Annotated in this window: 11 protein-coding genes; 9 read left to right on the forward strand and 2 right to left on the reverse strand. The window is 38.6% G+C overall.

Features of this window, described 5'->3' with window-relative positions; all coding sequences use genetic code 11:
• Positions 1 to 23 precede the first annotated feature (23 nt).
• Positions 24 to 1,007 carry a LacI family DNA-binding transcriptional regulator gene (locus A5888_RS17620; protein ID WP_086350942.1) on the reverse strand — a complete coding sequence of 328 codons (984 nt, stop codon included), beginning with the start codon at positions 1,005 to 1,007 and terminating at the stop codon, positions 24 to 26.
• Positions 1,008 to 1,230: 223 nt separating this feature from the next.
• Here A5888_RS17620 and A5888_RS17625 point away from each other — a divergent pair, with 223 nt between their 5' ends.
• The 5 genes from A5888_RS17625 (at position 1,231) to A5888_RS17645 (ending at position 7,966) form a co-directional block, all read left to right on the forward strand.
• Positions 1,231 to 2,448 (forward strand): extracellular solute-binding protein, encoded by a 1,218-nt coding sequence (locus A5888_RS17625; protein ID WP_212647231.1) that lies wholly within the window; start codon positions 1,231 to 1,233, stop codon positions 2,446 to 2,448.
• 187 nt (positions 2,449 to 2,635) lie between these two features.
• The gene (locus A5888_RS17630) at positions 2,636 to 3,988 is read left to right on the forward strand and encodes a carbohydrate ABC transporter permease (RefSeq protein ID WP_086350943.1); all 1,353 of its coding nucleotides are present in this window, start codon (positions 2,636 to 2,638) and stop codon (positions 3,986 to 3,988) included.
• Entirely contained in the window at positions 3,988 to 4,821 is an 834-nt protein-coding gene (locus tag A5888_RS17635) for a sugar ABC transporter permease (protein ID WP_086350944.1), read from the forward strand. The genes A5888_RS17630 and A5888_RS17635 overlap by 1 nt, the downstream gene beginning before the upstream one ends.
• A gap of 7 nt (positions 4,822 to 4,828) precedes the next feature.
• Positions 4,829 to 6,271 (forward strand): sucrose phosphorylase, encoded by a 1,443-nt coding sequence (gtfA, locus tag A5888_RS17640; RefSeq protein ID WP_086350945.1) that lies wholly within the window; start codon positions 4,829 to 4,831, stop codon positions 6,269 to 6,271.
• A gap of 12 nt (positions 6,272 to 6,283) precedes the next feature.
• Complete coding sequence (locus A5888_RS17645) at positions 6,284 to 7,966, forward strand: glycoside hydrolase family 13 protein (RefSeq protein WP_086350946.1); 1,683 nt, start codon at positions 6,284 to 6,286, stop codon at positions 7,964 to 7,966.
• A gap of 375 nt (positions 7,967 to 8,341) precedes the next feature.
• Here the strand turns inward: A5888_RS17645 and A5888_RS17650 are convergent, their stop codons facing one another.
• Positions 8,342 to 9,499, reverse strand: a complete 1,158-nt coding sequence (locus A5888_RS17650) for an ROK family transcriptional regulator (RefSeq protein ID WP_086350947.1) — start codon at positions 9,497 to 9,499, stop codon at positions 8,342 to 8,344.
• 135 nt (positions 9,500 to 9,634) lie between these two features.
• Between A5888_RS17650 and xylA the strand changes: the two genes are divergently transcribed.
• From xylA to A5888_RS17670, 4 genes are all read left to right on the forward strand, one after another.
• Positions 9,635 to 10,942 (forward strand): xylose isomerase, encoded by a 1,308-nt coding sequence (gene xylA, locus A5888_RS17655; RefSeq protein WP_086350948.1) that lies wholly within the window; start codon positions 9,635 to 9,637, stop codon positions 10,940 to 10,942.
• A gap of 18 nt (positions 10,943 to 10,960) precedes the next feature.
• Positions 10,961 to 12,241 carry an ABC transporter substrate-binding protein gene (locus A5888_RS17660; protein ID WP_086350949.1) on the forward strand — a complete coding sequence of 427 codons (1,281 nt, stop codon included), beginning with the start codon at positions 10,961 to 10,963 and terminating at the stop codon, positions 12,239 to 12,241.
• Between the two features lie 168 nt (positions 12,242 to 12,409).
• Positions 12,410 to 13,273: a carbohydrate ABC transporter permease gene (locus A5888_RS17665; protein ID WP_086350950.1), complete on the forward strand. Its 864-nt coding sequence runs from the start codon at positions 12,410 to 12,412 to the stop codon at positions 13,271 to 13,273.
• Positions 13,270 to 14,094 (forward strand): carbohydrate ABC transporter permease, encoded by an 825-nt coding sequence (locus tag A5888_RS17670; RefSeq protein ID WP_086350951.1) that lies wholly within the window; start codon positions 13,270 to 13,272, stop codon positions 14,092 to 14,094. Before A5888_RS17665 ends, A5888_RS17670 begins: the two co-directional genes overlap by 4 nt.
• Positions 14,095 to 14,103: the final 9 nt, after the last annotated feature.

Genomic DNA, 14,103 nt, shown 5'->3' on the forward strand with positions numbered 1-14,103 from the left:
TGCCACGGCATTTTCTGAGTTTTTTATACAGATTCCCGAACGATAATTTCTGTAGGCAATTCGATTGGTTGAGGGGGTTCTTTTCCTTCAATTTGAGTAATCAGCATTTTTGCTGTATACTCTCCCATTTCTTGAATTGGCTGCCGGATCGTTGTAATTTCAGGGTACGTCAGTGAAGCAATAGGTTGATCGTCAAATCCAAGGACGGCCAATTGATCAGGGATGATGATCCCAGCTCTTCGAGATTCGCTGATTATCCCTGCAGCTACCTCATCACCATTGGAGAAGATAGCTGTTGGCATAATAGTTGGGTGTTCAATCAATTGCTGTATCAATCTTCTGCCACCTTCAACACCTAATGTATTGTCGAAAAACAGCTCATTATCGAAAGCAAGATTATTTTTTTCAAGAGCTTTTAGAAACCCTTTAAACCGATGATCATGTGTATTCATGATGTTCCCTGTACAAAAAGCAATTCGTTCATGCCCCTGATCGATCAGATATTGAGTTCCTTCGAAGCTTGCTTGTTCTTCATCAATTTGAATTACCGGCAGATTTTGCTCACCAATATATCTGTTGCAGAGAACAACTTTCCCCTCATTGATGAGTTGGATGACATTCGGTGTTGCAGTTTCCAAGTTGGTGATGATGATTCCATCTAATTGTTTTTTGGGAATCAGTTCTATATAAAATTTCTCTAGATTAGGGTTACCATGTGTTTGTAAAACGACTAAGTGGTACCCAGATGCCATGGCGATTTTTTCAATTGAATCAACTAGATAAGCAAAGAATGGATTTGTTATATAAGAAATAATGATTCCAATCATTTTTGAACCTTTTCCTCGTAGTTGTTGGGCAACATTATTTGGGTAATAGTTTAGTTCCTCCATTGCTTTGTAGATTTTCTTTTTGGTTTTGTCAGAAACATAAGGATGATCATTCAGTGCTCTTGAAACAGTTGTAACCGATACTTTTGCCTTCTTCGCTACATCTTCTATACTTGCCATTTTTATTCTCCTAAATGTGATTTATTTCTAAATATACATTTTATTATAGCTTAAATCCCTAATATATCAACAAAAAATATGTATGAAAACGATTGACATATGAAAACGATTGACATATACTCATATACATAAAAGAAAGCGTATACGAATTATGAATTCTATTTGCTGTCTTTTAAAAAGAGCAGGGTGTCTGCGAATAGTCATAAAGGAGATTGGCACAATTATGAAGAAAAAAGCAGTAGTAGGATTAGTTAGTTTAGTAGTTGCCGGATTATTGGTAGGATGTGGAAATTCTAAGGATGAAAGCACTTCAACATCTGAAAATAAGCAGCCGTTAAAAATGTGGGTTGGGTTAAATCAGGCGGAAACATATCGACAATTGGCAAAAGAATTTGAAGAAAAGCATGATGTTGAGGTTGAAGTAATTGAAATTGAAGAACCTAGAGATGCGTTGCTAAAAGATGGTGAAGCTGCTGCAGATGTAATTCGTCTGCCTCATGATCAGTTAGGGTTATTGGTGGAATCAGGCGCAATTTATGAAAATGAAAAATATAAGGACGAAGTGACTGAAAATAATATTGCAATGGCTGTTGAAGCAGCTTCTTATCAAGAGAAATTGTACGGATTTCCAGCAAGTGCAGAATCAATGTTTCTTTACTATGACAAACGGGTTTACGAAGAGGAAGATTTGAAAACATTAGATAATCTGATAAAAAAAGGCAAAGTTGGGTTAAACATTTCTGAGAATGGCGCCGACTATCGACTAACACCTTGGTTTATAGCAAACGGTGCCTATCTTTACGGTGAAAATGGAACAGAAGTCAATGGTTCTACTTTGAATAATGAACAGGGACTTAATGTTTTGAAGTGGGTCGGACAAGCCAAGACTATGGAAAATCTCGTGGCTGTTAACACGGATGAAATCAGTGCCCTACAAGAGGGAAAAATTTCTGCTCTATTCAGTGGGGTTTGGAATACTCAAAATATTAAGGATGTCCTGGGAGAAAATATGGGAACAGCAATTTATCCTGCCGCAGATTTTGGTAATGGGGACATTTCGTTGAAGGCTTTTTCCGGCGTTCCGCTATTTGTAGTAAATGCGGCAACGAAAAATCCTGGGAAAGCAATGGACTTGGCTAAATTTGTAACCGAAGAAGAAGCTCAACTGCAGGTTTTCAAAGGGATCGCTACTGTACCTTCGAATAAAAATGCTCGTGAATCGCAAGCCGTTCAGGATGATCCGATTGCAAAAACTGTAGTGGAAATGACGACAGAAGAACATTCTGTGCTTATGCCTAAACTGCCTGAAATGAAAAATTTCTGGACGAATATGAATGCATTATTGGTGGATACCTATGAAGGAAAGGTTTCAGAAAATGAGATGCAGACGAAGTTAGATAAACTTGTTAAGGATATTTCGCAGCCAGTGGATGAGGAATAATACGATCTGGAAGAATATAGAAGAGAAGCGTTAGCGTTTAATCAGTCTTTATGATAGCTGATAGTTGTTGATTGATGGGGCGTTTTGCCCCATGCTCAATCAGCGAGTGCATTGGCTGATAATTAGCTGAAACTCCATGCTGATATAAAAAGCAATGTGGTTTATAAAGTGAGAGGGAGTGAGAAAAATGAGACGAATTACATCATTTTGGCAGAGTTTGAACACCATCTTTCGGGAAGGCAGTCTTTGGACAAGAGTTTCTTTCTTCGTGATGGGGGCTGGAAACTTTGCTAGAGGACAAATCATAAAGGGACTGTTGTTTTTAACAGCAGAAATCAGTTTTATTCTGTTTATGATAACCAGTGGCTTTCAATCATTGAAGAATTTGATTACTTTAGGTGTGAACACGCAAGGATGGAAGTATGATGAAAACTTGGGGTTTAAAGTACAGGTTGCTGGAGATAACTCTATGCTGTTGCTAATTTATGGTATTTGTACATTATTTCTATTAGTAGGTATTGCAATTATTTGGTGGATAAATATCAAAAGCAACGGTAATCTGGATCAACTCATTAAAGAAAAAGAGCCTGTTCCTACCTTTTATTCAGAGCTTCGTGATTTGCTAGATCATCGATTTCATCTCACGCTTCTTTCGATTCCAACGGCAAGTATTGTGTTGTTTACTGTATTGCCTTTGGTTTATATGATTTCTATTGCGTTCACTAACTATGATCATCAGCATTTACCACCTAAAAATCTATTCGAATGGGTCGGTTTTGCAAATTTTGGCAATGTCTTAAGTGGAAATATTTCCGGTACATTTTTCCCGTTACTCAATTGGACATTGATATGGGCTGCTTTTGCAACCTTCACTTGTTTTTTCTTCGGAGTTGTATTGGCATTATTGCTGAATGCTAAAGGTGTGTGCGGGAAAAAATTATTGCGTACCTTATTTGTAATAACTATGGCGGTACCGCCATTTGTTTCTTTATTGGTCATGAGGAATCTTCTCCATCTTTCCGGTCCAATCAATACATTTTTGTTGAATAGTGGATGGATAGAAAATCCAGTTCCATTTCTAACAGATGGTTTAATGGCTAAAATTTCGATTATTTTCGTCAATATGTGGATCGGTATTCCTGCTTCCATGCTAATAACAACAGGTGTGATCATCAACTTACCGGAAGAGCAGCTTGAAGCAGCTAGAATTGATGGAGCAAATCCATTTCAAATGTTCCGTCACATTACTTTTCCACAGATATTGACAGTGATGGCACCTAGTTTAATTCAGCAATTTGTAGGAAACATCAATAATTTTAACGTCATCTATTTGTTGACTGGGGGATTACCTTCCAACAGTGATTATTACGGGGCTGGAGAAACAGATTTACTCGTAACGTGGCTCTATAAATTGACCGTGGATAATGCGGATTATAATCTTGCTTCTGTGATTGGGATCGTTACGTTTGCTCTCAGTGCAATTCTATCCTTATTTGTTTATACACGAACAAATTCTTATAAAGAAGGGAGTAAAGCGTGATGCGAAAAAAAATAAATATCCCACTGAATCTATTGTTGATCTTCTTGGCGGTGGTCTGGCTGTTTCCAGTGTTCTGGTTGGTCCTAACAGCATTTCGTGGAGAGCCCGGGCAATTTGTTTCCTATATTTTTCCAAAGCAATATACATTCGAAAATTTTACACATCTATTTGAAAATAATCCGGATTTTCCATTTGTAAAATGGCTTCAGAATACATTTATCGTATCTATCGTTTCTTGTTTACTGAGTACGTTTATTACTGTATCAATGGCCTACGTCATGAGTCGATTGCGATTTAAGCTTAGAAATGCTTACTTAAAGCTTGCATTGGTACTGAATATGTTTCCAGCTTTTATGAGTATGATCGCTGTTTACTACATACTGAAAGCGTTGAATATGACACAAACATTGACTGGATTGATTTTGGTCTACAGCTCAACCGCAGCACTAACTTTTTATATTGCAAAAGGTTTTTTTGACACGATACCAATGTCTTTGGACGAATCAGCTATGATCGATGGAGCGACGAAAGCACAGATATTTACAAAGATTACGTTGCCAATGTCTAAGCCGATCATTGTTTATACTTCATTGATGGCATTCATGGCACCTTGGATGGATTTCATTTTTGCTCGTGTAATTATGGGTGATAAAGTAGAAAAATATACAGTCGCTATTGGTTTATTTACAATGATCAATAAAGAGACCGCACAGCAGATGTATACAAAGTTTGCAGCTGGGTGTCTAGTTGTAGCTATACCTATTACTATATTGTTTATTTATCTTCAAAAATATTACGTCGAGGGAATTACCGGCGGATCAGTTAAAGGATAGTGAGAAAATGACAGTTAAAAACAAAATCATGCTGATTACTTATGCAGACTCATTGGGGGAAAATCTAAAAGAGCTAAAAATCGTTTTGGATCGATATTTACAGGATGTTGTAGGAGGAATTCATATTTTACCCTTTTATCCATCAAGTGGAGATCGCGGCTTTGCTCCAATGAACTATCAAAAAGTAGAGGAACGCTTTGGTACGTGGAAAGATATTCAAGCTATTTCCAAAGAATATTATTTCATGACCGATTTTATGATCAATCATCTCTCTCAGCAATCAGAAGAGTTTCAGGATTTTCTTGAAAAGAAGGAAGACTCAAAATGGAAAGATTTATTTATCCGTTATAAAAACTTTTGGCCTGATGGAGAACCAACACAAGAACAAATAGACCTAATCTATAAGCGTAAGCCACGAGCGCCATTTTATTTGGCGGAGTTTGCTGACGGCAGTAAAGAAAAAATCTGGTGTACCTTTGATGAACAGCAGATTGATCTGGATGTTACGACTGATGTAACAAAATACTTTATCAAAGAAAATCTAAGTTTTTTGGTTGACCAAGGAGCAGATTTGATTCGTTTGGACGCATTTGCCTATGCAAATAAGAAAGCTGATACAAACTGTTTTTTCATTGAACCAGATATTTGGGAAACATTGGAAGAATCTGCTGCTGTGGTACAAGCGAAAGGAGCGGAGGTCTTGCCGGAGATTCATGAGCATTATACGATTCAGCAGAAGATTGCAGATCATGGTTATTATGTTTATGATTTTGCTTTGCCGATGCTGATGCTCTATTCTCTCTATTCTGGGAAAGTCGATCGCCTTGTTCACTGGATGAATAGTTGTCCCCGAAAACAGTTTACGACATTAGATACTCATGATGGTATCGGCGTGGTAGACGTAAAAGATTTACTGGCAGAGGAAGAAATTGAATTTACTAAAGAAAAGCTTTATGCACAGGGAGCGAATACGAAGAAAATCTACTCTTCTGAGGCATATAATAACCTCGATATCTACCAGATAAACTCTACGTATTATTCAGCCTTAGGTGATGATGATGAGTCCTATCTGCTAAGCAGAATCTTACAGTGTTTTGCACCTGGGATTCCTCAAGTGTATTACGTGGGATTACTGGCGGGAAAAAATGATATTGAGCTGTTGGAACAAACAAAAGAGGGTCGAAACATTAATCGGCACTATTATGATCTGGAAGAAATCGAAAAAGAGATAGAGCGTCCAATTGTCCAAAAACTATTTAATTTATTCAATTTCAGAAATCAGCAACAAGCATTTGATGGAACTATTGAGGTACAACAAGAAGATGAACATACACTTAGGATTCTTCGTTCAAATGTTGGCGAAGAAATCAGTTTGACCGCAAATCTGTTGACTAAAGCGTATCATGTCGTGGTCAGCAAAGAAGACACAAAGAAAGAAGTTCGATTTTAGTTAGGAGAGAAGATGTTGGCAAAAGAATGGTGGAAGGAATCAATTGTATATCAAATTTACCCAAAAAGCTTTCAGGATAGTAACAATGATGGAATCGGTGACCTTCAGGGGATCAAGAAACGCTTGTCATATCTGAATAAACTAGGTATAGATGTTATCTGGCTATCTCCAATTTATCAGTCTCCGATGATCGATGGCGGATATGACATTTCTGATTATCAGGCGATTGATCCAATGTTTGGAACGATGGCTGATATGGATGAGTTGATTCAAGAGGCAGATCGGCTTGGTATCAAATTGTTGATGGATTTGGTTGTAAACCATACTTCTAGTGAGCATAGCTGGTTCAAGGAAGCTTTGTCTGACTCGAAAAGTAAATACCGTGACTATTATATTTTCAGGGAGGGGATTGATGGACAACCTCCGAATAACTGGCGAAGCTATTTTGGCGGATCTGCTTGGACTGTTGTTCCAAATGAAGAAAACATGTATTATCTACATGCCTTTGCTGCTGAACAGCCAGATCTAAACTGGGAGAATTCGGAAGTAAGAGAAGAGATCATCACAATGATCAATTGGTGGTTGGACAAGGGGTTGGGCGGTTTTCGTATTGATGCAATTCTAAATCTTAAAAAGAAGATAGAGTATGGAAAATTTGAACCAGATGGAGAAGATGGTCTAGTTTATATCGGTCATTGGATATTGAATCAGCCGGGAATCGAGGTATGGCTGAAGGAGCTAGATGAAAGAACGTTCAAAAAGCATAACAGTTTAACGGTTGCTGAGGCAGATGTGGAACCTTCCCGCTTACATGAATACATTGGGGATGAAGGGGTATTTCGAATGATTTTCGACTTTACTTATACGGATATCGATGTGCCTGGAACTGGAGAGTGGCATAAGCAATCAAACTGGACTGTAAGCGATTTGAAAGAAGCTATTTTTACTGATGAGCTTGAAACACAAGCCGTTGGTTGGGGCGCAAAATATTTAGAAAATCATGATCAGCCTCGATCAATCAACAAATATATTCCAGAAGCTGATATTTCAGATGTTTCGAAAAAAATGTTGGCAACTCTGTTTATGATGCTTCATGGTACACCATTTATCTATCAAGGACAAGAATTGGGAATGGAGAACATTCAGATGGACCGAATTGAAGATTATGATGACATTGCTTCTCATGATCAATACAATCGGGCGGTCCTTTCAGGAATTTTACCGGAAGAAGCATTTCAAGGTCTGTTCAAGCGTAGCCGAGATAACTCCCGAACACCCATGCAATGGTCAATAGAAACAAATGCAGGATTTTCCAAAGCAGAACAAACATGGCTTCCTGTTAATCCCAATCATCTCAGAATCAATGCGGAACAAGAAGAAAAGCAATCAGATTCTGTCTTGAATTATTATCGTCAACTGATCCATCTACGCAAAGAAAGCAAGTACAAGGAAACAATCGTATATGGTGAATTCGTGCCGCTGGAACTTGCTGATGACACAATCATTGCCTATAAAAGAGTCTACAAGGAGCAGGAAATTGTTGTACTGATCAATTTTTCAGACCAAGCAAAAACAATAGATATCGTAGAGGGGATGAAGTCGATTATATTGTCTAATGTAGGTGCTGAAACAGGTTTAATTAAGAAGAACATCCATCTAGCTCCTTACGCTGGTATTATTGCTGTGAATGAATAAAAAAATCAAACCGTAAATCCTCAGATTTTTGATGAGGATTTACGGTTTGATTTTTATTTTATTGAGGTGTTGAGTAAATATTTTTATATTAATTGGTATAGAAGAATCTGGTTGTTGCTATCATAACTATGAATGCCGAAAGGAGTTCTTGCCGAGAGTAGTTTTCAACTGTTGATTTCTGAATGACTATTGTTGTTTTTGCTTAGCTTTTTCAACATGCCTTCTACCTTGGATTTATTGCAACTACAGTCTAAGGTGAGTCCTATGCTATCGAGGATAAATTGAACGAATAAACGGATGTGAGAGAACCATTTCTGAATAAGAATGGTTCTTCTACATCCGTTTTTCAATCGAAGAATGTTGGTAGTCGGCTAGCTATTCATAAATAGAATGGAGTTTTAGCTGTCGGATATTTAAAAAATTCTGACAGCATAAGGCAATCCCGCCGTACAATGTTGCTTCGTTGCCCAATGAGCTGCTTTGCACACAAATATTTTTTGCAAAACGGCTGGCTAGATGTTCTTGAACAACAGTCAGAAGTGCGGGTATTCTACGGTAGACAGAGCTATTGATAATGACAACATCTGGATCATAAAGCGTGACGATATTATTGATACCGACACTTAAAAGAAAGGCATTATTCCTCAATTCTTTTTGTATATCTAAATCATCTTTTAGCGCTTCTATCACCGAGCTGTCAACAAATTCTATATTTTTTTTCTCTGCAACAGCTTGATATAAAACGGTGTTGGAGGCGTATTGCTCCAAACAGCCGTCATTGCCACAAGGACATGGCTTTCCTGCTGGATAAAGTATGGAATGCCCGATTTCTCCAGCGGTCCCATGCTTCCCTTTCTGAACAGTTCCTGCATCGACAATCCCTGCCCCGACCCCACTGTGAATACTTAAGCTGACTAAGCTTTCTGAATCCTTGGAAAACGTGTATTCACCCAACGCAGCGAGGTTCGCTTCATTCTCAAGAAAGATAGGAAAATCATAGCGTTGTGATAGTTCAGCGTGTAGATCGATCGTATCTAAATCATAATACGGAGTAAAGTTGATTTTATTGTTATGCACAACCCCATGAATTCCAACAGTCATGCCAATAATCGTGTTGTAAAGATCAGACTGATTTTTGTGAATCGTCTGAATCGTTTCCTCTAACAACTCTAGAACTGTTTCCGCTGAGACGTCTAGTCGTTTCTTTTCAATAGAAAGAATGGTTTCGCCATTTAAGTAGGCTAACGTTCCTTTCAGATAATTCACCCCTAAGTCAAAGGATAGGGTGACTGCGGCTTTCGGATTGAATTGCAACATGATTGGTTTCCGACCACCTTGTGTGCCGGCAGCGCCAATACCTGTTTCAAAAATCAGTCCATCGTCAAGTAAACCTTTGGTGATGGAAGAGACCGATGCTTTGTTTAAGCCAGTCAAAGAAGAGAGCTCTGCCCTGGAAATATTTTTGTGATCAATAATTCCTTTTAAGACTTGCGCTTCGTTGTGTTCACGGATTTTGTATTTGTTTGTGATCATATCATTTCACCTCTCTATTATATTAAAATTTATGAAAGCGCTTGACAACTTCTTTTTAATGTTTTATATTCTTCTTGTAAGTTAGTTTAACTTACTAACCAACTATAATCAAGTCATTTTTAGGAGGAATCTGAAATGAGTTACTTTCCAAAAGTAGAAAAAGTGAATTATGAAGGACCGACATCCAAAAACATGTTTGCCTTCCGTCATTACAATCCAGAAGAAATAATTATGGGAAAAACGATGAAGGAGCATCTGCGTTTTGCGGTAGCCTACTGGCACACGATGACACAGGATGGTTCTGATCCATTTGGACTACCGATCAATCAACGGGACTGGGAATCTGAAACACCGATGGAGACAGCGAGAAAACGTGTAGATGCTTTCTTTGAAATCCTGACAAAGCTGGGAGTCGAATACTTCTGTTTTCACGATGTAGACATTGCACCGGAGGGAGATTCATTAGAAGAGTTCTTTAAAAATATCGATGAAATCACAGATTTGATCAAGGAAAAAATGGATCAGACAGGCATTAAGCTATTATGGAATACAGCGAATATGTTTTCACATCCGCGTTTTGTCAATGGGGCAGCTTCTTCGAATAATGCAGAGGTTTTTGCTTATTCTGCAGCACAGGTCAAAAAGGGCTTGGACGTCAGCAAAAAATTAGGTGGCGAAAATTATGTGTTCTGGGGTGGCCGTGAGGGTTATGAATCTCTGCTGAACACAGATATGAAATTCGAACAAGACAATATTGCTCGATTATTCAAAATGTCAGTAGCCTATGCTGAAACAATTGGTCATAAAGTTCAGTTTCTGATTGAACCGAAACCCAAAGAACCAACAAAACATCAATATGATTTTGATGCAGCAACGACAATGGCATTTATTCAAAAATATGGATTGGAAAATAATTTCAAACTCAATTTAGAAGCCAATCATGCGACATTGGCTGGTCATACCTTTGAACATGAGCTGACTGTGGCTCGTTGTTACGATGCATTAGGATCGATCGATGCAAACCAAGGAGATATGCTTTTAGGTTGGGACACAGATGAGTTTCCAACTAATATCTATGACACAACATTGGCGATGTACGAAATCCTTGAAAATGGCGGGATTGCACCCGGAGGAATCAACTTTGATTCAAAAGTTCGCCGTTCCTCTTTTGCAATGGATGACTTGCTTTTGGCACACATTGCTGGAATGGATACGTTTGCTCGTGGTTTGAAAGCTGCCGTGAAGTTAAAAGAAGACCGATTCTTTGACGGGTTGAAAGAGGAGCGCTACCGTTCTTATACAGAAGGAATCGGTGAAAAGATTGTTGCAGATGAAGAAAATCTGGAATCACTGACTGCTTATGCGCTTAAGCACGATGATATTGCTATGACGTCTAGCCACTTGGAGTATGTGAAGTCACGTTTTAATGATTATCTAGTATAAACAAGGGGGAGAAAGAAAATGAAACGAGGAAGAATGCTTTTTTCAACAATTATTTTGGCAACAGCAGGATTGATGTTAGGTGCTTGTGGTTCAGGTGGCTCCGGCTCCAGTGCGGATACTACGGTGGATGTATTCAATATCAAGGTGGAAACAAAGGATCAGCTAGAAGATTTGGCAAAAAAATATGAAGAAAGTCATGAAGGCGTCAAGATCAATGTAACAACAGTTGGTGGCGGACAGGATGCGAATGCAGCGCTACAATCCAAATTTTCTTCGGGTGATGAGCCGAGTGTTTTCCTTCTAGGTGGATTGGCTGATGTCGATAAGTGGGGCGATAGCTTGGCTGATTTGACAGATACAGACCTTGCATCCAAAGCGATCGATGGAATGCTGGATGGTGCAACCTCTGAAGGGAAAGTGTATGGCTTGCCGATGAATATCGAAGGCTATGGCTTCTTGATCAACAAAGAGCTATTTAAAAAAGCAGGGATTGATTTTGAAGATATCCAGTCGTATGCAGACTTCGAAGAAGCAGTGAAAACATTAGACAATAAAAAAGATGACTTGGGCATGAAAGCTGTATTTGGCTTCAGTGCAAAGGAATTCTGGGTCGTTAGTCAGTATAGTTCACACTTTACTTCTCCTGAGTTTGATAATGATATGAAGACAGTTTACGATGCGAAAACAATCGACTTTACTTATGGAGATCAATTCAAGGAATATACAGATTTGATCAATAAATACAATGTTCAACCAATTTTGTCACTTGATTACAGTACCTCAGTTGAAGAAGATTTTGCCAATGACCAAGTAGCAATCATTCATCAAGGAAACTGGATCATTCCAACCTTAAATAGCTTAGATCCTGAAATTGTTGAAAAGAAATTAGGCATTCTTCCTCTATATGTTACTTCTGGAACAGATGGAAAAATTGCAGCTGGTGCACCATGGTATTGGGGCGTCAATAAGAATAAGGACGAAGACGTTGTCGAAGCTAGTAAAGACTTTCTGGAATGGATGTATACGGATGAAGAGGCGATGACAGTCATAACAGACGAGATGGAATTCATCCCGGCGTATACGAATTTCTCGGCAGATAGCTTGAAGGACGCAACGTCTCAAACGATTTTTGATTATGTTTCAGAAGGAAAAACCGTACCTTGGGTACACAACCAATACCCAGATGGTTATTCACAAACACAATTTTACCCTGAGTTCCAAAAATATTTAAATGGGGATATTTCTTGGGACGATCTGATGAAAATCGGAAAAGAAGAATGGGAAAAGGATAGAAAATAGTATGTAGTTGGATAGAGTTTTTGATAAAGACAGCTCAGAAAAAGTGTGGAGTGAACGAGGGAAAAGAGATTGAGGTATAAGCACTAAGAAAAAATAATCGCTAGGATCAGGCACTTTTTCAGCTGTTTTATCAAAGAAATTTGTGATAATCGAGAGGGGGACGTATCAATGAATAATCGATCAAAGAGCTTTTGGCTATTTCTGGCACCGAGTTTACTGGGGATGATTGTTGTATTGTTCATACCGTTACTTACAGGGGCTTATTATTCGCTGACTGATTGGAATGGTATCAAGGTCGATCAGTTTTTAGGAGTGGAAAACTATCTTCGGGCGTTTCAAGATGAGCGCTTTTTAAACAGTATTTGGTTTACGACGAAGTTCTCTGTTGTCGCTATCATTCTTGTCAATATTATAGGCTTGGGGCTGGCGCTCCTGGTCACTCAGAAAGCTGATAAACTAAACAATGTTTTCCGAACGGTCTTTTTCATGCCGAATCTAATTGGAGGGATTATCCTTGGTTTCATCTGGCAGTTCATCTTTATCAAAGCTTTTGCGGCGATAGGCGACGCAACAGGGATCGAATTTTTCAAGGGTTGGCTTTCGACGACGAACACAGGATTTTGGGGACTGATCATTCTATTTGTCTGGCAGATGAGCGGATATATTATGATCATCTACATTTCTTTTATTAACAATATTCCAGACGAAATGATCGAAGCAGCTGAAATTGATGGGGCTACAGCTTGGCAAACCTTCTGGAAAATTAAATTTCCAATGTTGGCTCCGGCATTTACAGTCAGCTTGTTTCTAACTTTATCGAATGCATTCAAGATATACGACCAAAATCTGGCGTTGACAGCTGGTGGTCCATTTGATTCTACGCAAATGGTAGCGATGAATATCGTTAATGAGGCCTTTGCGGTACGTAATATGGGGTATGCTCAAGCGAAAGCAGTGATATTCCTAGTCATTATTGCTGTGATTTCAGTTGTTCAGATCAGTATCACCAGAAAGCGGGAGGTCGACCTATGAACAAGCAGAAGAAAAGAAAGTCGTTGGGAATCAAGATCATCGGCCTTTTGTTGATGTTGGCTTGGTTGTATCCGTTTTATCTGATTGTTATTAACTCGTTTAAAACGAAATCAGAGATTTTTAAAAATACATTGAATGTTCCTGAACAGTTTACGTTAGAGAATTATCCGGTCGCATTTGAAAAGCTGGATTTCTTCAGAAGTGCAATGAACTCTGTACTTATTACAGCAGTCTCACTGTTTGTGATCGTCATTTGTACGTCGATGGCAGCATATGCACTATCTAGAAATAAAAGTAAGCTTAGTGATCGACTATATTTTGTGATAGCAATTGGTCTGCTGATTCCATTTCAGGCAATCATGATTCCTTTGGTTTCTTCTTTTGGGAAAGCCAATATGTTGAATCGTCCGGGCTTAGTCATCATGTATCTGGGGCTGGCAAGTAGTATGGCGATTTTCCTTTATTTCGGTGCTTTGCGTGGTATTCCACAGTCACTGGATGAAGCAGCGACAATTGATGGGGCATCAAGATTTCAGATTTATTGGCATATCATTTTACCTTTGCTGAAACCAACAACAGTGACTGTTATCGTGCTGAATTCGATCTGGTTCTGGAATGATTATTTATTGCCTTCCCTGGTTATCAACAAAGAGGGGATGTATACAATTCCGTTGAAGATGTTTTATTTCTTCGGACAGTATTCTAAACAATGGCATTTGGCATTGGCAGCATTATTTATTGCGATTATTCCAATCATTATTCTTTATGTGTTCTTACAAAAATACATCATCAAAGGCATTTCAGATGGTGCCGTAAAATAGGAGGTTAAG

Origin of the sequence: Enterococcus sp. 9E7_DIV0242, from assembly GCF_002140975.2 — a bacterium.
GTDB lineage: Bacteria > Bacillota > Bacilli > Lactobacillales > Enterococcaceae > Enterococcus_L > Enterococcus_L clewellii.

What these genes read in the sequence shown, in the direction of transcription:
- A5888_RS17630 (WP_086350943.1), top strand. Translation starts at nt 2,636, where the DNA reads ATGAGACGAATTACATCATTTTGGCAGAGTTTGAACACCATCTTTCGG.
- A5888_RS17650 (WP_086350947.1), bottom strand. Translation starts at nt 9,499, where the DNA reads ATGATCACAAACAAATACAAAATCCGTGAACACAACGAAGCGCAAGTC.
- A5888_RS17660 (WP_086350949.1), top strand. Translation starts at nt 10,961, where the DNA reads ATGAAACGAGGAAGAATGCTTTTTTCAACAATTATTTTGGCAACAGCA.
- xylA (WP_086350948.1), top strand. Translation starts at nt 9,635, where the DNA reads ATGAGTTACTTTCCAAAAGTAGAAAAAGTGAATTATGAAGGACCGACA.
- A5888_RS17625 (WP_212647231.1), top strand. Translation starts at nt 1,231, where the DNA reads ATGAAGAAAAAAGCAGTAGTAGGATTAGTTAGTTTAGTAGTTGCCGGA.
- A5888_RS17670 (WP_086350951.1), top strand. Translation starts at nt 13,270, where the DNA reads ATGAACAAGCAGAAGAAAAGAAAGTCGTTGGGAATCAAGATCATCGGC.
- A5888_RS17635 (WP_086350944.1), top strand. Translation starts at nt 3,988, where the DNA reads ATGCGAAAAAAAATAAATATCCCACTGAATCTATTGTTGATCTTCTTG.
- A5888_RS17620 (WP_086350942.1), bottom strand. Translation starts at nt 1,007, where the DNA reads ATGGCAAGTATAGAAGATGTAGCGAAGAAGGCAAAAGTATCGGTTACA.
- A5888_RS17645 (WP_086350946.1), top strand. Translation starts at nt 6,284, where the DNA reads ATGTTGGCAAAAGAATGGTGGAAGGAATCAATTGTATATCAAATTTAC.
- gtfA (WP_086350945.1), top strand. Translation starts at nt 4,829, where the DNA reads ATGACAGTTAAAAACAAAATCATGCTGATTACTTATGCAGACTCATTG.
- A5888_RS17665 (WP_086350950.1), top strand. Translation starts at nt 12,410, where the DNA reads ATGAATAATCGATCAAAGAGCTTTTGGCTATTTCTGGCACCGAGTTTA.